We start from the raw sequence: 19,406 nt of genomic DNA, 5'->3' as shown, positions 1-19,406 counted from the left end.
GAGAGAATGACGAATTACAGCAGATCGCGGAACTTAGTCATTTTCAGCGCCAGCTCAACGCCGCGCACTTCCGCCAGACCTTTCAGACGGCCAATCGCCGAGTAGCCTGGGTTGGTTTTCTTCTTCAGATCGTCCAGCATCTGGTGACCGTGGTCAGGACGCATTGGAATAGGACGCAGATCGCCCGCTTTCTTACGACGCTGTTCTTCGGTCAGGATGGCATCAACCACCGCTACCATATTCACGTCACCCTGCAGGTGCGCGGCTTCGTGGAAGGTTTTCGGGTTCCCTTCACGGCAGGTAGAGCGCAGGTGCGTGAAGTGGATACGGTCGCCGAAGGTCTCAATCATTTTCACCAGATCGTTATCTGCACGCACGCCGTAAGAACCGGTACACATGGTGAAGCCGTTGTTGATGCTATCAACGGTCTCTTTCAGCCACTGCATATCTTCAATGGTGGAGACAATGCGCGGCAGGCCGAGGATTGGGCGCGGTGGATCGTCCGGGTGAACGGCCAGGCGCACGCCAACTTCTTCAGCAACCGGCACGATAGCGCGCAGGAAGACGGCCATGTTTTCACGCAGATTTTCTTTACTGATGTGGTCGTATTCCGCGAGGCGCGCACGGAACTGGTCCAGGGTATAACCCTCTTCAGCGCCCGGCAGGCCAGCAATGATGTTGCGGGTCAGCTTAGTCACTTCCGCTTCGGTCATCGCCTGGAAGTATTCCTGCGCCTGGCGCTGCTCTTCCTCGGTGTAGTCCGCCTGTGCGCCTTCACGTTTCAGGATATGCAGTTCAAACGCGGCAAACGCAATCTGGTCAAAGCGCAGGGCTTTAGAACCATCTTCCAGCGTGTACTCGAGGTCAGTACGCGTCCAGTCGAGGATAGGCATAAAGTTGTAGCAGACGGTATCAATGCCACATTCAGCCAGGTTACGAATGCTCTGCTGGTAGTTAGCAATCCAGGTTTTGTACTCACCGGAGCCGGTTTTAATGTCTTCGTGAACCGGAATACTTTCCACAACGGACCAGGTCAGCCCTTTCTCAGCCAGCAACGCGATACGCTTTTTGATTTCTTCAACCGGCCATACCTGACCGTTTGGAATGTGGTGCAACGCCGTTACAACACCCGTCGCGCCAGCTTGACGCACATCATCAAGAGATACCGGATCGTTCGGACCGTACCAACGCCAGGTTTGTTCCATTGCTCAACCCTCTAAAGTTGTTATACCAATAAAATCGCTGTTAATGACGACTACCATACATGTTTATTTATAAGCGTCAATAAATCCGCTGGGATTGATTGATCAAGCTCACATTAACGCGATAAATACGGCACACCAATTCAATTTGCTGTCATATAACTTTACACTGCAAACGTTAATTAATCGTTAATTGGATGTGTGAACAATGAATACAATCGCCTCAAGCGCCCTCCCCGCCAACGTACAGTTACCGCAATATGATAGACAACAGCTACGTTCGCGGATTGTGCACTTCGGTTTTGGTGCCTTTCACCGCGCCCACCAGGCGCTGCTGACCAACCGGGTGCTGAACCAGCACGGTGGCGATTGGGGTATTTGTGAAATCAGCCTTTTCAGCGGCGACGTGCTGATGAGCCAGCTTCGCCAGCAGGATCACCTCTTTACGGTGATGGAAAAGAGCGCTACGGGCAATCAACCTATCGTCATTGGCGCTGTCCACGAGTGCCTGAACGCTAAACTCGACTCGCTTGCCGCCATCATCGAAAAATTCTGCGAGCCCCAGGTGGCGATCGTCTCGCTGACGATCACCGAAAAAGGCTATTGCATCGATCCGGCGACCGGCCATCTGGACTTTACCCAGCCGCGGATCGTCCACGATCTTGAACATCCAACCGAGCCGCACTCTGCGCCAGGCATCCTCGTCGAAGCGCTTCATCGCCGCCGTGAGCGTGGGCTGCAGGCCTTTACCGTGCTCTCCTGTGACAATATTCCTGATAACGGCCACGTGGTGAAAAACGCCGTGCTGGATATGGCGACCCGTCGGGATCCGCAATTAGCAAGCTGGATTGCGGAACACGTCAGTTTCCCAGGCACCATGGTCGACCGTATCGTGCCAGCGGCGACTGAAGCATCGCTGGCAGAAATCAGCCAGGAATTAGGCGTAGAAGACCCGTGCGCCATCAGTTGCGAACCGTTTATTCAATGGGTCATAGAAGACAACTTTGTTGCCGGACGTCCTGACTGGGGCAGCGCCGGGGCGCAAATGGTGAGTGACGTCCTACCGTGGGAAGAGATGAAACTGCGTATGCTCAACGGCAGTCATTCCTTCCTTGCCTACCTCGGCTATCTTGCTGGCTATGCGCACATCAGCGACTGCATGCAGGATGAATCCTACCGCCGCGCCGCGCGTCATCTGATGATGGCCGAACAGGCTCCTACGCTGCGGATTACCGATGTGGACCTCGGCGCGTATGCTGACAGTCTTATCGAGCGCTTCAGCAACCCAGCGCTTCAGCACCGCACCTGGCAGATTGCGATGGACGGTAGCCAGAAGCTGCCACAGCGTCTGCTAAACGGCATTCGCATTCATCTCAAAAACGGCAGCCGCTGGCCGCTGCTGGCGTTAGCCGTAGCAGGCTGGATGCGTTACGTGAGCGGGGTAGATGATGCCGGTCAACCAATTGATGTACGCGACCCGCTGGCGGAAAAAATCCGCGGTATTGTGGCTAACAGCACTGATGAAAACCGCGTTACTGCGCTGTTGACGTTGCAGGAAATCTTCGGTAGCGATTTACCTGCCAATCCGCAGTTTGTCGCGGCGGTCCAGCAAGCCTGGCAAAATCTCGTTCATCAAGGTGCACGCCAGGCCGTGCTGACCGCGCTCAATAGTTAGCATTTTCTGCTGTTTTGTGGGCTAACTGCGGATTGGCCCGCCTTAACACTTCTCTTTTTGACCCAGCTTCGCCAGGATAAAGTGATCCAGTTAACACTCTCACTATGTCCTCGGCGGAGTTTTCGTGACTAAAACCAATCTGATCACCGGCTTTCTCGGCAGCGGGAAAACCACTTCAATTCTACATCTGCTCGCCAATAAACCCGCCGATGAAAAATGGGCCGTTCTGGTCAACGAGTTTGGCGAAGTCGGCATTGATGGCGCTTTGCTTGCCGACAGCGGCGCGCTGTTAAAAGAGATCCCCGGCGGCTGTATGTGCTGCGTTAACGGGCTGCCGATGCAGGTCGGCCTGAATACGCTGCTGCGTCAGGGAAAGCCAGATCGTCTGCTGATTGAACCTACTGGCCTCGGTCATCCTAAGCAGATCCTCGACTTGCTCACCGCTCCGGTTTACGAGCCGTGGATCGACCTGCGCGCCACCCTGTGCGTCATGGACCCGCGTCAGCTGCTGGACGAAAAAATCGCCACTAACGAAAACTTCCGCGATCAGCTCGCGGCGGCCGATATTATCGTGAGCAACAAGGCAGACCGCGCGACCCCGGAAAGCCAGCACGCGATGACCAACTGGTGGCAACGCAATGGCGCCGAGCGCCTGCACGTTGAAGCCACCCAGGGCAATATTGATATTGCCCTGCTGGATAAGCCCCGTAGCAACACCGTGGAACTGAAAGCCAGCGCCGCGCATTCCCACTCCCACCCATCAAATAAGGGGCTTGGCGCGCTGAGCCTGCCGGAGCACCAACGCTGGCGCCGCAGCGTCAATGAGGGACAGGGCTACTTTGCCTGCGGCTGGATTTTTGATGCCGATACCGCATTTGACACCATCGGCCTGCTGGAGTGGGCACGTCTGGCGCCTGTCACTCGTTTGAAGGCGGTCATGCGCATTCCTGAAGGGCTGGTGCGCATTAACCGCCAGGGCGCAGACCTGCACATAGAAACGCAGAATGTTGCGCCACCAGACAGCCGTATTGAGTTGATAAACGATGCGCAAACCGACTGGAATCCACTACAAACGGCGCTGTTGAAACTTCGTTTAGGGTGAAACCGCTAAGGTTTCAGCCGAGACTAATTGCGATGATGACTAAGATGCGTACACGTTTTCCCCTGATTCTTCTACTTAACGCTGCCGGTGTGGCGTTATTTCTCTCCTGGTTTCTGCCGGCCAACCACGGATTCTGGTCCGTTGCTGACCTCGCTATTTTTCACGCCTTTAACCAGGGTTTAAACGCAGATAATCTGGGTTACGCCTGGTTCTTAGCCATTATTAATAACCGCGCGTTCGACGGCTGCTCGCTGCTGGCCATGGGTTGCCTGATGCTGAGCTTCTGGCTGAAAGAAACGACGGCGGGTCGTCGCCGTATTGTGATTATCGGCCTGGTGATGCTGCTGGCCGCGGTGATTATTAACCAGTTAGCGCAGCACCTGATGCCGGTGACCCGCAGTAGCCCGTCGCTCTCTGTGCCGGGCGTACACCGCGTTAGCGACTTTATCGACTTCTCGACCAAAGACGGTTCGCGGGACAGTTTCCCGGGCGACCACGGAATGATGCTGCTGATATTCGCGACCTTCATGTGGCGTTATTTCGGCCGTAACGCGTTTCTTATTTCGCTGGTCATTTTTGTGGTTTTTGCCTTCCCGCGCGTGATGATTGGCGCTCACTGGTTCACCGATATTGCCGTCGGCTCGTTAACTGCAGTACTGATTGGCGCGCCATGGGTTCTGATGACGTCATTAAGCGATAATGTGATTGCCCTATTCGAGCGAAATTTGCCCAATTTGACCAAAGCAAAATCGGCGCATTAAATAACCAATTCATCTGATATTCCAGAAAGAGGGTATTCACCCTCTTTTCTTTTTTTAATCGCTTACCGCAACGGTCATCTTCTCGTCACAATATTCATTTTTATAATGAATGAGTTGCCCACTTTTTATTCATAAATGCCGTAATTTTGCCCATTCACAATTTTTAACTTTGTGTATCACTATTTCTTATAAAAAATCAGCCAAAAGCGCTCGCAATGCCGCTTTCGTTAAGGTAATCTCATTTGCGTTTGTCGTTTCAAAGAGCAATTATTCGGTTCTCAAATAAAACTTTGTGCGCTATGCCACAAAACTGAATTCAAAGAATTGTCTCATTGATTGCGTGTATTTAGTCTCAGACGCGTTTGGCATTTTTTATAACGACTCCATCGTTAAGGACTTCAAGGGAAAACAACGAAAATGGTCAAATCTCAGCCGATTTTGAGATATATCTTGCGAGCGATTCCAGCAGTAGCAGTTGCGGTTCTGCTTTCTGCCTGTAGTAACACAAGTAACACCGCTAAGAACATGCATTCTGAGACGCATGCAGTGGGCACCGAAGATGCCTCGTCACTGCAAGCCTCTCAGGATGAATTTGAAACCATGGTGCGTAACCTCGACGTGAAGTCCCGTCTGATGGATCAATACGCAGGATGGAAAGGTGTTCGTTACCGCTTGGGCGGCGACACCAAGCGTGGTATCGACTGCTCCAGCTTTGTGCAGCGTACCTTCCGCGAACAGTTTGGCTTAGAGCTGCCGCGCTCCACCTGGGAGCAGCAGGAAACGGGTAAATCCGTTAAACGCAGCCAGCTCCGAACCGGTGATTTAGTATTGTTCCGCGCGGGCTCTACTGGCCGCCATGTCGGTATCTACATCGGCAACAACCAGTTTGTTCATGCTTCCACCAGCAGCGGTGTGACCATTTCCAGCATGAACGAACCGTACTGGAATAAACGTTACAACGAAGCTCGCCGCGTCCTGAGTCGTTCGTAATGTCGTTTACCGTCGGTTTCCCTTGGCTGACGGTAAGCATAAAAAAAGCACTGCTCCGGCAGTGCTTTTTTTATGCTTAATCAGTATTCTTTTCTTTAGAGTTCCGTAGCATAGAGAAGTTGCATGTTTACTCGTCACTCATTAATTAACCGCCGCATTGTTCTGACTAGCGTTGTCGTCGGCCTGCTCATTGCCCTTGCTGCAGGATTGGCACAGTATTCTATCTTTCACCATCGTCGTGCGGCCCAGTTCGATAACACCATCTCCAGCCTGCAAAACTACCTGGACAACTACTTTAACCAGATACTGGTCACCATAGACTCCCTGCAACCGCTCACCATGGATCCCTGCAAAGCGGTCTCTTCGGAACTCACCGAACGCGCGGCGTTTAGCATGAACGTACGCGCCTTTCTGCTGGTTAAAGATCACATTGCTTACTGCTCTTCCGCCACCGGTCCGATGTCGCTGGGGCTCAAGGAACTGGTGCCGGATCTCGATCTCACAAAATCACATGTAATGGGGATCGTCTCCGGCACGCCAATGATGCCAACCACCCCAGCATTCGTGCTGTGGGTCAAAAGCCCGCTGCTGGAAAATCGCGGCATCTTTGCCTCCATTAACGCCAACCTGATGCCCTGGGTACTTTATTCCTCTAAGCAAAGTCCCTATAACGGCGTCGCGCTGGTCGTCAACGGCAAAACGGCTATTTCCACCTTCAGTAGCAAACCCCTTACGCTCGACCAGATACCCGATACCGCCGTTCGTCACGTAAAGATAAAAGGCGTCCCGCTGGAGATCTATCTCTACAGCAACGCGCTCAGTACCGATAATTCGCTCTATTCTCTCCTGCTCGGGCTGACGTGTGGCCTGATTGGCGGCCTGCTCTGCCTCTATATTCTGGCGATTCGCTCACGCCCTGGAAAAGAGATCCTTGCCGCAATTAAACATCGACAGTTCTATGTAGTTTATCAGCCGGTAGTGGACGCGAAAAACCGCCAGATTACTGGCGTAGAGGCACTTATGCGCTGGTCGCATCCAACGGTCGGGAATATTCCACCCGATGCGTTCATCAGTTACGCCGAAGCGCAGGATTTAATTGTTCCCCTCACCCATCATCTATTCGAACTGATTGCCCGCGATGCGCAGGTGCTGAAAGACCTTCTGCCGCCGGGTGCTAAGCTTGGTATCAACATCGCACCCAGCCATCTGCACGCCGAGAGCTTCCAGCACGATATCCGTCATCTGGCGGCAAGCCTGCCGGATAACTATTTCCAGATTGTGCTGGAGATAACCGAGCGCGATATGCTGAATCAGGAACGGGCGATGAACCTGTTTGCCTGGCTACGCGGTGAAGGTATCGAGATCGCTATTGATGATTTCGGCACCGGGCACAGCGCGCTTATCTATCTTGAACGCTTTACTCTCGACTACCTGAAAATCGACCGTGGTTTTGTCAACGCCATCGGCCGTGAGACGATTACCTCACCAGTACTGGATGCCGTACTCACCCTGACCCATCGTCTGAACCTGGTCACCGTGGCCGAAGGCGTTGAAACCGAAGAGCAGGCGGCCTGGCTGCGCGATCACGGCGTCGACTTCCTGCAAGGCTACCTGATAAGCCGCCCGCTCACGCTGCAACAGCTGATTGTGGAATATCGTAAGCCGGCAAAGTATTTCACAAGTTAAGCAAGGTCATTTAAGATTCAAGGATAAAAGCCTTTTTCAATCAATACTTTTCCATGCGGGGTAGCCTTATCGTGATCGTAGCGCGCGTCTTTATACCCCTGCTGATGCTGTTCAGCCTGTCATTGCAGGCGCAGACCATCAAAGAGAGCTACGCGTTTGCGGTTATCGGTGAGCCTAAATACGCCGTCGACTTCAACCACTTTGATTACGTCAATCCTGCGGCACCGAAGGGTGGCAGCGTGACGCTTGCCGCACTTGGCACCTTCGATAACTTTAACCGCTTTGCGCTGCGGGGAAACGCGGCCGTTCGCACCGATTCCCTGTATGACGCCCTGTTCACCACTTCCGATGACGAACCGGGCAGTTACTACCCGCTCGTTGCCGACCGGGCACGCTATGCCGACGACTACTCCTGGGTAGAGCTCACCATCAACCCACGCGCCCGTTTTCACGACGGCAGCCCGATTACCGCCCGCGACGTGGCCTTCACCTTCAATAAGTTTATGACCGAAGGCGTGCCGCAGTTTCGTCTGGTCTATAAAGGCACGACCGTCAAGGCTATCGCCCCGCTGACGGTGCGCATTGAGCTCGCGAAGCCGGGTAAAGAGGATATGCTGAGCCTTTTTACCCTGCCAATCTTGCCGGAGAAGTTCTGGAAGGATCATAACCTTAGCGAGCCGCTCAGCACGCCACCGCTGGCAAGCGGCCCTTATCGCATTAGCGACTGGCGTATGGGGCAATACATCGTCTACCAGCGGGTAAAAGATTACTGGGGCGCGGACCTGCCGGTAAACCGTGGACGCTGGAACTTCGACACCATTCGCTACGACTATTATCTCGATGACAACGTTGCCTTTGAGGCTTTCAAAGCCGGAGCCTACGACGTACGCACCGAGAGCAGCGCCAAAAACTGGGCCACGCGCTACATCGGCAAAAACTTCGCCAGCGGCTATATCGTTAAGGATGAACAAAAGAATAATGCCGCGCAGGACACCCGCTGGCTGGCCTTTAACATCCAGCGCCCGGTCTTTACAGACCGACGGGTACGCGAGGCGGTCAGCATGGCCTTTGATTTTGAATGGATGAACAAGGCGCTGTTTTACAACGCCTACAGCCGCGCCAACAGCTATTTCCAGAATACCGAATACGCCGCACGCGGCTACCCTGATGCCGATGAGCTGACGCTGCTGGCACCGCTAAAAAGCGAACTGCCGCCAGAAGTCTTCACCTCGATTTATCAACCAGCCACTTCTGACGGCCACGGTTTTGACCGCGACAATCTGTTAAAAGCAGGCAATCTGCTTACCGATGCCGGCTGGGTGCTGAAGGGCCAGCAGCGGGTGAATGCGAAAACCGGCCAGCCGCTGCGCTTTGAACTGCTGCTCCCCTCCGGCGGTAACGATCAGTGGGTGATGCCCTTCCAGCGTAATCTACAGCGTCTGGGCGTGAAGATGGATATCCGCCAGGTCGATATTTCGCAGATTACCAACCGCATGCGTAAGCGTGACTATGACATGATGCCGCGCCTATGGCGGGCGATGCCGTGGCCAAGCTCAGACCTGCAAATCTCCTGGTCATCAGAGTACATCAACTCCTCCTACAACTCGCCCGGCGTCGCCAGCCCGGCCATCGACAGCCTGATCAACCAGATAATCCGCTGGCAGGGCAACAAGCAGAAACTGCTGCCGCTAGGACGCGCCCTCGACCGGGTGCTGACCTGGAACTATTACATGTTGCCGATGTGGTATATGTCCGGCAGCCGAACGGCCTATTGGGATAAGTTTTCCTACCCCAGCGTACACCCGCTTTATGCCTCCGGCACGGATGCGCCCGGCTTCGACACATGGTGGTACAACGTGAACAAAGCGGCGAAGTTACCCGCTTCCCGACGCTAAGGAGAGAACATGGGCGCCTATCTGATTCGTCGACTATTGCTTATCATCCCCACGCTGTGGGCCATCATCACGCTCAACTTTTTTATCGTACAGATAGCGCCAGGTGGCCCGGTTGACCAGGCGATTGCGGCGGTTGAGTTCGGTCATCAGGGGGGATTACCCGGCGGCGGCGGGATGGAGCGCACGCAGGCACGCGCGGGCGTGGGCAATATTGCGGAAAGCCAGTATCGCGGAGGGCGCGGGCTTGACCCAGAGGTCATCGCCGAAATTACCCATCGCTACGGATTCGATAAACCGCTGCACGAGCGCTATTTCAAAATGCTGGGCGACTATCTGCGCTTTGATTTTGGCAATAGCCTATTTCGCAACGCTTCGGTCATGCAGCTCATGAAAGAGAGCCTTCCCGTTTCTATTACGCTCGGGCTCTGGAGCACGCTGATTATCTATCTGGTTTCGATACCGCTGGGCATTCGCAAAGCGGTGTACAACGGCAGCCGTTTTGATATCTGGAGCAGTACGGGCATTATTATCGGCTATGCCATCCCGGCATTTCTTTTCGCGATTGTACTGATCGTCTTCTTTGCCGGTGGCAGCTATTACGACATATTCCCCCTGCGCGGGCTGGTGTCCGCCAACTTTGACACCCTGCCGTGGTACCAGAAAATCACCGACTATCTCTGGCATATCACCCTGCCGGTACTGGCGACGGTGATCGGCGGTTTCGCCGCGCTGACCATGCTGACTAAAAACTCGTTTCTCGATGAGATCCGCAAACAGTACGTGGTTACCGCACGGGCAAAAGGGGTCGGTGAAAAGCAGATCCTCTGGAAGCATATCTTTCGTAACGCCATGCTGCTGGTGATAGCGGGCTTCCCGGCGACGTTTATCAGCATGTTCTTTACCGGCTCGCTGCTTATCGAGGTGATGTTCTCCCTGAACGGGCTGGGGCTGCTGGGTTATGAAGCTACCGTATCACGCGACTACCCGGTGATGTTCGGCACGCTCTATATTTTCACCCTGATTGGCCTGCTGATGAATATCGTCAGCGATATCAGCTACACGCTGGTAGACCCACGCATTGATTTTGAGGGCCGCTAACCATGACGTTAAACGCCGTCAATCAGGCCCGCTGGGCACGTTTTTGTCACAACCGACGCGGCTTCTGGTCGCTGTGGATTTTCCTCGTTATTTTCATCTGTAGCCTCGGCGCAGAGCTTATCGCCAACGACCGCCCGCTGCTGGTGAGCTACCAGGGCAGCCTGTATGTGCCGGTAGTCAAAAACTACAGCGAAAAAACCTTCGGCGGAGAATTCGCCACCGCCGCGGATTATCAGGACCCGTGGCTCCAGCAGCGGCTGGAAAAAAACGGCTGGGTACTATGGACACCTATCCGCTTCGGTGCCAGCAGCATTAACTTCAGCACCGACGTCCCCTTCCCTTCCCCGCCGTCGCGGCAAAACTGGCTCGGTACCGATGCTAACGGTCGTGACGTGCTGGCGCGTATTCTCTACGGCACCCGCATCTCGCTGCTGTTTGGGCTGATCCTGACCGTCTGTTCCAGCGTGATGGGCGTTATTGTCGGCGCGGTTCAGGGCTACTACGGCGGGCGTATCGATCTTTGGGGACAGCGGTTTATCGAAGTGTGGTCAGGGATGCCAACGCTGTTTTTGATTATCCTGCTTTCAAGCGTGGTACAGCCTAATTTCTGGTGGCTGCTGGCGATTACCGTGCTGTTCGGCTGGATGTCGCTGGTTGGCGTGGTGCGCGCGGAATTCTTACGTACCCGCAACTACGACTATATTCGCGCCGCGCAGGCGCTTGGGGTGGGCGACCGCAGTATTATCCTGCGCCATATGCTGCCCAACGCCATGGTTGCTACGCTGACCTTTATTCCGTTTATTCTGTGTAGTTCGATTACCACCCTCACCTCGCTCGATTTCCTCGGATTTGGTCTGCCGCTCGGCTCACCGTCACTCGGTGAACTGCTGCTTCAGGGCAAGAACAATCTACAGGCCCCCTGGCTTGGGATCGCCGCGTTTCTCTGCGTCGCCGTGCTGCTCTCATTGCTGATTTTCATCGGCGAGGCGGTGCGCGACGCCTTCGATCCTTCTAAGGCGGTATAAGATGCAGCAACCACTTCTGGAAATCGACAGCCTCTCTATTGCCTTCCACCAGCAGGGCATCGCCACCACCGTCGTTGATCGGCTGTCGCTGTCATTGAATGCCGGTGAGACGCTGGCGCTGGTCGGAGAGTCAGGTTCGGGAAAAAGCGTCACCGCGCTGTCGATTCTTCGCCTGCTGCCAGAGCCGCCGGTCAGCTACCCTACTGGCGATATCCGCTTTGCCGGGGAATCATTGCTGCACGCCAGCCCGCAGACGCTGCGCGGCGTGCGCGGTAACCGTATTGCGATGATTTTCCAGGAGCCCATGGTGTCGCTGAACCCGCTACATAATCTGGAAAAGCAGCTTTATGAAGTGCTCTCCTTGCACCGGGGAATGCGTAAAGAGGCCGCGCGCGGGGAGATCCTCGACTGTCTTGACCGCGTGGGCATCCGCAACGCGGCCAAAAGGCTGGCTGACTATCCGCATCAGCTCTCTGGCGGCGAGCGCCAGCGGGTGATGATTGCCATGGCGCTACTGACACGCCCGGAACTCTTGATTGCCGATGAACCCACCACCGCGCTCGATGTGTCGGTACAGGCACAAATCCTGCAGTTACTGAGAGAGCTTCGTACCGAGCTCAATATGGGGCTGCTGTTTATCACCCATAACCTCAGTATCGTCCGCAAGCTGGCCGACCGGGTCGCGGTCATGCAGCAGGGCCGCTGCGTGGAGCAGAACAGCGCCACCGCGCTTTTCGCCGCGCCGCAGCATGCTTACACCCGCAAACTGCTGGACAGCGAGCCCACAGGCGACCCGGTGCCTTTGCCGCAGGATGCCGTACCGTTGCTTGAGGTCAACCGTCTCAGCGTGGCGTTTCCCATCCGCAAGGGCATTTTGCGGCGGGTCGTCAGCCACAATAAGGTGGTTAACAATTTGAGTTTTACCCTGCGCAAAGGGGAAACGTTGGGATTGGTCGGCGAGTCCGGCTCCGGTAAAAGCACCACCGGGCTGGCGCTGTTGCGTCTTATCAGCTCTGAGGGTGATATTCGCTTTGCCGGCGAGGTGATTCAGGGGCGTAGCCGTCAGCAGATGCTGCCGCTGCGTCGTCGCATCCAGGTGGTATTCCAGGATCCCAACTCGTCGCTTAACCCACGGCTGACTGCTCAGCAAATTATCGAAGAAGGGTTGCGAGTACACCACCCTTCGCTGAACGCGGCGGAACGTGAACGGAAGGTGATTGACGCGATGCGAGAAGTGGGGCTCGATCCCGAAACCCGACAGCGCTACCCGTCGGCCTTTTCCGGCGGCCAGCGTCAGCGTATCGCTATCGCGCGGTCGCTTATCCTGCAGCCTGAGCTCATCGTGCTGGACGAACCCACGTCCTCGCTCGATCGCACCGTTCAGGCGCAAATTCTGACGCTGCTTAAGGCATTACAGGAAAAACATCGGCTGACCTATATCTTTATCAGCCACGATCTGCACGTTGTGCGTTCGTTGTGCCACCAGGTGATGGTATTGCGGCAGGGAGAAGTGGTCGAGCAAGGGGAATGCAGGCGCGTCTTTTCAGCACCGCAGCAGGAATACACGCGTCAGCTCATTGCGCTGAGCTGACGGTTAGAATGGGTTATTACCTGAGAACGGCTCGGCGATAGCAACGCCGAAATTTTTCAGGCGACAGGTCGCCGCAAACTCATCCTGACGTTTCACAAACAGGCACGGCTCCCCTTCGCACTCAAGCACTGAGCAATCAACGGAGATATCGGTTAACGCCTGGCTAAGGGAATGCATCACCGGCCAGGCGCTATCGCCGTCCGGGCTCAGCAATTTGAGCGCCACCAGCGTATTGTCGCTGGACGCACCATTTTGCGGAATCGGTTCAACCTTCGAACCTGCAAAACCCGCAGACCAACGATAGTCCTGCGGCAGTCGATGTACGATAGATAGCTGTAATGTCATTACGTTCTTTTCCCCGGAAGCGACAGCTTCACAATTATTTCACATCCATATTAACACATTGTTGACAAATCGTCCTGCATCCAGAAAAAAAACGCCAGCATTCAACATTCTTCTTACGACATAGTTCGGTGCACTGATGCGTTTTCGCGCTATATGTACCCGTATCTGTGATCTAACGCAACCTTTTTATCTACAACAATGTGACTATTTACATAAATGGATTTTACATAAAAGAAACATTGCACCCTATCAGGAATGCAATTTCTGTTGATGTGTATCAACAAAGGAGTGCATTTCGCCCTCCGAAAGGATGATAAGTGCGCGCTTTTACGTTGCCGGATAGCGGCGTAAATGCCCTATCCGGCTTGCCGAATTATGATTTGCGTAAGGTTTTGCGGGGTCTACTGGCGTAGAGGTAGAAGAGAATTGAGCAGGTCGCGCAGAACGCGATGGAAATCAGCATCGGCCAGGCGGTGGTGAAGGTCGCAAACGACAGCAGCGCGCCAATAATGGCTCCGATACCGAAGCGGAACGTCCCCGCCAGTGAAGATGCCGTCCCCGCCATGTGCGGGAACTCGTCGAGGATCACCGCCATCGCATTGGAAGAGACCATCGATACGCAGCCAACAAACACCGCAATGCCGAGCACCAGCGACCAGAAGCCGACGCCCAGCAGCGCACAAACCACCATCCAGATTGCCATGACGAACTGCACCGTCAGCCCGGCGCGGAACATCCACAGCGCCCCTACCCGACGGACAAAGCGGCTATTTATCGTGGTGGTAATAAAGAGGAACACAATGTTCAGCGCGAAGTAGTAACCGAAGTGCTGCGGCGACACATGGTTAAGCTCGATGTAAACAAACGGACCGGCGCTCAGGAAGGAGAACATCGCAGCAAAGCTGAAGCCGCTGGCGAGCATGTAAGAAAGTACCCGCTTGTGGCGGAACAGCGACGCAAAGTTGCCAAGCGTCGTGCTCAGACGAAACGGCTGACGTTTTTCCACCGGCAGCGTTTCATCGATAAAGAAGCAGATTGCGGCTGAAGCGAGCAGCGCCGCTGCTGCCAGGATCCAGAAGATCGCGTGCCAGCTAAACCAGACCAGCACCGCCCCGCCCACCATTGGTGCCACCAATGGTGCAATGGTCGTGACCAGCATGACAAACGACATCATGCGGGAGAACTCTTCCTTCGGGTAGATATCACGCATCAGGGCGTTGATAACCACGCTTGCCGCCGCGGCCGCCAGGCCGTGGAAGAAACGCGTAACAATCAGATAATCGATGGTCGGCGCCATGGCACAGGCCACCGCCGCCGCCGCAAAGATAAGCGTCCCGCCCAGAATGACTGGCTTACGTCCAAGGCTGTCCGCCATCGGGCCGTACAACAGCTGGCCCAGCGCAAAGCCCAGAATATAGGTGCTCAGGGTCATCTGCGCGCTGCCTGCCGGCACGCCAAACTGTTCCGAAATGACCGGCAGCGCCGGAAGGTACATATCGATCGATAACGGCATTAACATGGCCAGGAGGCCAAGAATAAACACAATTTTTAACGACGAGCGCGGCCTGGACGTCACAATCTACCTCGGTTATTAATTAGCGCTCGGGCGCGCCAACGCTGGCAATTTCTTCTTCCGTTAACGGACGGTATTCGCCCGGTTCCAGTGCAGGGTCGAGCGCAATCTCACCAATACGTTCGCGATGCAGCCCAACTACGCGATTACCCACGGCGGCAAACATGCGTTTCACCTGATGATAACGGCCTTCGCTGATGGTCAGACGTACTTCGGTCGGCGTAATCTCTTCCAGCACGGCAGGCTTGGTGAGATCTTTTTCGTTGTGCAACTGTACGCCTTTGGCGAACTGCTCGGCGGTATCTTCACTCACCGGGTTTTCCAGCGTCACCAGGTAGGTTTTTTCGCAATGATGGCGCGGTGAGGTGATGCGGTGAGACCACTGACCATCATCGGTCATCAGCACCAGACCGGTGGTATCAATATCTAAACGCCCTGCGGCATGCAGCTTATACGCCACGGGCTCGTCCAGAAAATAGAGCACCGTTGGGTGATCCGGGTCTTCGGTGGAGCAAACATAGCCCTGCGGTTTGTTCAGCATGAAATAGCGCGGGCCATTCTGCTGCGTCAGCGTGTTGCCTTCGTAGGCTACGTCGTGTTCTGGTAGCAGTTTAAATGCGGTGTCACGCACCACTTCGTCATCGATGGTCACGTGGTGGCCGCGGATCAAACGCCCGGCAATAGCACGGCTGACGCCGAGTTGCTGAGCGATAAACTTATCAAGTCGCATGAAGTATTTTTAGCCTGTAATAGTGCCGGGTGCCGGACGAAACGTCCGAAAAATGGGGTAATCTACTCTCTGGATTTTCCACCGTCGGGCAAAAAACACCGACAACGGGAAAGACGAGGAGTATAACAATCTGTAAGTATAACGGGGTTGTTATCCCACTCAAGTGAAAAGATTCATGGCATACTATTTGTCTATTAAGGACAATCATCACGCCAATGACTTTTACACTTCGCCCCTATCAGCAGGAAGCGGTTGACGCGACCCTCGCTTACTTCCGTCGTCATACTCAACCTGCGGTGATCGTTTTGCCCACCGGTGCCGGGAAAAGCCTGGTTATCGCCGAGCTGGCGCGGCTAGCGCGTGGCCGCGTGCTGGTGTTGGCGCACGTTAAAGAGCTTGTTGCCCAGAACCACGCAAAATACTGCGCGCTGGGGCTGGAGGCCGATATTTATGCTGCCGGCCTGAAACGTAAAGAGAGCCACGGCAAGGTGGTGTTCGGCAGCGTGCAGTCCGTCGCGCGGAACCTTGACCATTTTCAGGGCGAATTTTCGTTACTGATTGTTGATGAGTGCCACCGTATCAGCGACGACGACGATAGTCAGTACCAACAAATCCTCACCCATCTGGGGAAAGTGAACCCTCACATCCGCCTGCTTGGCCTCACGGCCACGCCGTTCCGTCTGGGCAAAGGCTGGATTTACCAGTTCCACTACCACGGCATGGTGCGCGGCGACGAGAAAGCGCTGTTCCGCGACTGCATCTATGAGTTACCGCTGCGCTACATGATTAAACACGGCTACCTGGCGCCGCCAGAACGGCTGGACATGCCCGTGGTGCAGTACGATTTCAGCCGCCTGCAGGCCAACAGCAATGGTCTGTTCAGTGAATCTGACCTCAACCGTGAACTCAAGCAGCAACAGCGTGTTACGCCGCATATCATCAGCCAGATTGAGGAGTTCGCGGAGACTCGCAAAGGGGTGATGATTTTTGCCGCTACCGTCGAGCACGCCCGCGAAATTACCGGCCTGCTGCCCGCCGATGACGCTGCGCTGATTACCGGTGAAACGCCAGGCCCGCAGCGCGACGAGCTGATTGAAGCCTTTAAAAATCAGCAGTTCCGTTATCTGGTTAACGTCGCCGTCCTGACCACCGGTTTTGATGCTCCACACGTCGACCTGATTGCGATTCTGCGCCCTACCGAGTCCATCAGCCTGTATCAGCAAATCGTCGGTCGTGGCCTGCGCCTGGCGCCGGGGAAAACGGACTGCCTTATTCTCGACTACGCCGGAAACCCGCACGACCTCTACACGCCGGAAGTGGGTTCGCCAAAAGGCAAGAGCGATAACGTGCCGGTGCAGGTGTTCTGCCCCGGCTGCGGCTTCGCCAATACCTTCTGGGGGAAAACCACCGCCGACGGCACCATTATTGAGCACTTTGGCCGTCGCTGTCAGGGCTGGCTGGAGGATGATGAAGGCCATCGCGAGCAGTGCGACTACCGTTTCCGCTTTAAAAACTGCCCGCAGTGTAATGCTGAAAATGACATCGCCGCCCGCCGCTGTCGGGAGTGTGACACGGTGCTGGTTGACCCCGACGATATGTTGAAAGCCGCGCTGAAGCTGAAAGATGCGCTGGTGCTGCGCTGTAGCGGCATGGTGTTACAGGACGGCATGGACGAGAAAGGCGGCTGGCTCAAAATCACCTATTACGACGAAGACGGCGCAGACGTAAGTGAGCGCTTCCGCCTGCACACGCCCGCGCAGAAAACGGCGTTCGAGCAGCTGTTTATCCGCCCGCATACCCGCACGCCTGGCGTACCGCTGCGCTGGATAACGCCGGGCGATATCATCGCTCAGCAGGCGCTGCTCCGCGCACCGGATTTTGTCGTTGCCCGTAAAAAAGGCATCTACTGGCAGGTGCGCGAAAAAGTGTTCGACTATGAAGGCCGCTATCGCCGGGCTAATGAGCTACGCTAGTCGCGCGTTTGCTTCACCCACAACAAGTCGTCGACGGCAAACCCCAGTCCGCGGGCGATGGTCAGGTAGTTTTGCTGTACCTGCGGCGGCAGCGTTGGCGTACGCGATAAAATCCACAGGTAGTCGCGGTTCGGCCCGCTGACCAGCGCGTACTGGTAGTCGTCATCCAGTGCAATAACGTTATAGCCGCCGTAGAAAGGACCAAAGAAGGAGACCTTCAACGCGGCAACGCTCGGCTCGCCGGTGAAGTACGCCTTCCCTTCGCTCTCTTTCCACTCGCCCCGCGCGGGGTCAAACCCACGGTTCAACACGCTGATACCGCCATCTTTGCGCTTGCCATAGGTCGCGGTTACCTGCTCCAGACCGCGCTCAAAGCGGTTATCCAGACGGGCGATTTCATACCATTTTCCTAAATAGCGACTGGCATCAAAGTGGCTAATTGGCGTCACCCCTTTAGGCGGCGTCGGTGAACGGCAGGCTACCAGAGCCAGCGAAATAGCGACACCGGTGACAACGGGCCATAGCTTCATGCGACCTCTCCCTTTTGACAATAATGGGTTAAGTGTAGAGGATAAAAACCCACGCTGTCACAAGCGGGAGAACCTATGCTTGAACTATGGCCCTCGACAAACAGGACAATAATATGAACGACAAACCGATTCTCGGCATCAGCGGCTGCCTGACCGGTGCCGCCGTTCGCTTTGACGGCGGGCATAAGCGGATGGGATTTATTATGGACGAGCTCGCCGAATGGGTGACTTTTAAACCCGTCTGCCCGGAAATGGGCATCGGCCTGCCTACGCCGCGCCCTGCGCTGCGTCTGGTGAAGACCGCCAATGGCGATACCCGCATACGTATGAGCCAGGATCTGGATAACGACCTCACCGATAAAATGCACCATTTTGCCGATGAGATGCTGCCGGGCGCGGCGCAATTCGCCGGATTTATTGTCTGTGCGAAATCCCCGAGCTGCGGGATGGAGCGGGTACGGCTGTACGATGAACGCGGCAACCGCGGCGCAAAGGAAGGTGTTGGCCTGTTTACCGCGGCGCTGCAGGCGCGCTACCCGTGGCTGCCGGTGGAAGAAGATGGCCGGTTACACGACCCGGTACTGCGCGAGAACTTTGTGGCGCGTGTCTTTGCACTGCACGAACTGAACGCGTTACGGGAAGAAGGACTGACTCGTCAGGCTCTGCTGGCCTTTCATAGCCGCTATAAGCTGCACCTGCTGGCTCACAACCAGCCGGGCTATCGTGAAATTGGCCCGTTTATCGCCCATCTGCACGAATGGGAGGACCTGGAGGCCTTTTTTGTCGCCTACCGCGACAAGCTGATGGCGATTCTGCGCCACCCCGCCTCGCGTAAAAACCACACCAATGTGCTGATGCATATTCAGGGCTATTTCCGTAAACAGCTCAACGACCGCCAGCGGGCGGAGCTTCGCGACGTTATCGTCAACTATCACGCCGGGCACCTACCCATTCTCGCGCCGCTGACGCTGCTCAAGCACTATCTGGCCGAGCACCCGGATGATTACCTGCTGACGCAGCGCTATTTTTCGCCGTATCCGGACAGTCTGCGGCTGCGCTTAACGGCAAATTGACATTTGGGTGCCTGATGGCGCTTCGCTTATCAGGCCTACAAAAACCTTGATATTAATGGGTTTGTAGGCCGGGTAAGGCGCAGCCGCCACCCGGCATGCATACGCGACAATCCTTTATCAACAATCTCTTGTACGTTTTAAACGTGCTTTTTAATTG

At 55.3% G+C, this 19,406-nt stretch carries 16 protein-coding genes; 11 read left to right on the top strand and 5 right to left on the bottom strand.

Translation table 11 applies throughout. From position 1 onward, the window contains the following. Positions 1 to 14: 14 nt before the first annotated feature. Positions 15 to 1,205, bottom strand: a complete 1,191-nt coding sequence (gene uxuA, locus ACH1XZ_RS01650) for a mannonate dehydratase (protein ID WP_395594068.1) — start codon at positions 1,203 to 1,205, stop codon at positions 15 to 17. Between the two features lie 205 nt (positions 1,206 to 1,410). Between uxuA and ACH1XZ_RS01645 the strand changes: the two genes are divergently transcribed. The 9 genes from ACH1XZ_RS01645 to yejF all read left to right on the top strand — a co-directional run bounded on the left by ACH1XZ_RS01645 (position 1,411) and on the right by yejF (position 13,025). Further along, a complete protein-coding gene (locus ACH1XZ_RS01645) occupies positions 1,411 to 2,877 on the top strand; it encodes a mannitol dehydrogenase family protein (protein ID WP_395594067.1) in 1,467 nt (488 codons plus the stop codon). Positions 2,878 to 3,001: 124 nt separating this feature from the next. After that, on the top strand, positions 3,002 to 3,979 hold the full coding sequence (locus ACH1XZ_RS01640) for a CobW family GTP-binding protein (protein ID WP_395594066.1): 978 nt from the start codon (positions 3,002 to 3,004) through the stop codon (positions 3,977 to 3,979). A gap of 35 nt (positions 3,980 to 4,014) precedes the next feature. Next, a complete protein-coding gene (locus tag ACH1XZ_RS01635) occupies positions 4,015 to 4,740 on the top strand; it encodes a phosphatase PAP2 family protein (RefSeq protein WP_395594674.1) in 726 nt (241 codons plus the stop codon). A 417-nt stretch (positions 4,741 to 5,157) separates the two neighbouring features. Beyond that, the gene (gene mepS, locus ACH1XZ_RS01630) at positions 5,158 to 5,730 is read left to right on the top strand and encodes a bifunctional murein DD-endopeptidase/murein LD-carboxypeptidase (protein WP_395594065.1); all 573 of its coding nucleotides are present in this window, start codon (positions 5,158 to 5,160) and stop codon (positions 5,728 to 5,730) included. Between the two features lie 123 nt (positions 5,731 to 5,853). Further along, on the top strand, positions 5,854 to 7,416 hold the full coding sequence (locus ACH1XZ_RS01625) for a cyclic di-GMP phosphodiesterase (RefSeq protein WP_395594064.1): 1,563 nt from the start codon (positions 5,854 to 5,856) through the stop codon (positions 7,414 to 7,416). A 104-nt stretch (positions 7,417 to 7,520) separates the two neighbouring features. After that, complete coding sequence (locus tag ACH1XZ_RS01620; RefSeq protein ID WP_395594673.1) at positions 7,521 to 9,311, top strand: extracellular solute-binding protein; 1,791 nt, start codon at positions 7,521 to 7,523, stop codon at positions 9,309 to 9,311. 9 nt (positions 9,312 to 9,320) lie between these two features. Then, positions 9,321 to 10,409: a microcin C ABC transporter permease YejB gene (locus ACH1XZ_RS01615; protein ID WP_248538509.1), complete on the top strand. Its 1,089-nt coding sequence runs from the start codon at positions 9,321 to 9,323 to the stop codon at positions 10,407 to 10,409. A 2-nt stretch (positions 10,410 to 10,411) separates the two neighbouring features. Beyond that, entirely contained in the window at positions 10,412 to 11,434 is a 1,023-nt protein-coding gene (locus tag ACH1XZ_RS01610) for a microcin C ABC transporter permease (RefSeq protein WP_395594063.1), read from the top strand. Position 11,435: 1 nt separating this feature from the next. Then, positions 11,436 to 13,025 (top strand): microcin C ABC transporter ATP-binding protein YejF, encoded by a 1,590-nt coding sequence (yejF, locus tag ACH1XZ_RS01605; RefSeq protein WP_395594062.1) that lies wholly within the window; start codon positions 11,436 to 11,438, stop codon positions 13,023 to 13,025. A gap of 3 nt (positions 13,026 to 13,028) precedes the next feature. Here yejF and ACH1XZ_RS01600 read toward each other — a convergent pair whose 3' ends face one another. From ACH1XZ_RS01600 to rsuA, 3 genes are all read right to left on the bottom strand, one after another. Beyond that, positions 13,029 to 13,370: a YejG family protein gene (locus tag ACH1XZ_RS01600; protein ID WP_395594061.1), complete on the bottom strand. Its 342-nt coding sequence runs from the start codon at positions 13,368 to 13,370 to the stop codon at positions 13,029 to 13,031. Positions 13,371 to 13,743: 373 nt separating this feature from the next. Then, positions 13,744 to 14,946 carry a Bcr/CflA family multidrug efflux MFS transporter gene (locus ACH1XZ_RS01595; RefSeq protein WP_395594060.1) on the bottom strand — a complete coding sequence of 401 codons (1,203 nt, stop codon included), beginning with the start codon at positions 14,944 to 14,946 and terminating at the stop codon, positions 13,744 to 13,746. A 19-nt stretch (positions 14,947 to 14,965) separates the two neighbouring features. Next, positions 14,966 to 15,673: a 16S rRNA pseudouridine(516) synthase RsuA gene (gene rsuA, locus ACH1XZ_RS01590; RefSeq protein ID WP_395594059.1), complete on the bottom strand. Its 708-nt coding sequence runs from the start codon at positions 15,671 to 15,673 to the stop codon at positions 14,966 to 14,968. Between the two features lie 215 nt (positions 15,674 to 15,888). Between rsuA and ACH1XZ_RS01585 the strand changes: the two genes are divergently transcribed. After that, positions 15,889 to 17,646 carry a DEAD/DEAH box helicase gene (locus ACH1XZ_RS01585; RefSeq protein ID WP_395594058.1) on the top strand — a complete coding sequence of 586 codons (1,758 nt, stop codon included), beginning with the start codon at positions 15,889 to 15,891 and terminating at the stop codon, positions 17,644 to 17,646. Here the strand turns inward: ACH1XZ_RS01585 and ACH1XZ_RS01580 are convergent. Beyond that, positions 17,643 to 18,176 (bottom strand): lipocalin family protein, encoded by a 534-nt coding sequence (locus tag ACH1XZ_RS01580; RefSeq protein ID WP_395594057.1) that lies wholly within the window; start codon positions 18,174 to 18,176, stop codon positions 17,643 to 17,645. The two genes, ACH1XZ_RS01585 and ACH1XZ_RS01580, sit on opposite strands and share 4 nt — an antisense overlap. A gap of 113 nt (positions 18,177 to 18,289) precedes the next feature. On the opposite strand from ACH1XZ_RS01580, the gene ACH1XZ_RS01575 reads away from it, so the two are divergent. After that, positions 18,290 to 19,249: a YbgA family protein gene (locus ACH1XZ_RS01575; protein WP_395594056.1), complete on the top strand. Its 960-nt coding sequence runs from the start codon at positions 18,290 to 18,292 to the stop codon at positions 19,247 to 19,249. Positions 19,250 to 19,406: the final 157 nt, after the last annotated feature.

The sequence above is a fragment of the Kluyvera chengduensis genome, assembly GCF_044197065.1.
GTDB classification, from domain to species: Bacteria; Pseudomonadota; Gammaproteobacteria; order Enterobacterales; family Enterobacteriaceae; genus Kluyvera; species Kluyvera ascorbata_C.
Note: the sequence above shows the minus strand (reverse complement) of the source record. Positions and strands in the feature narration are given on the sequence as shown.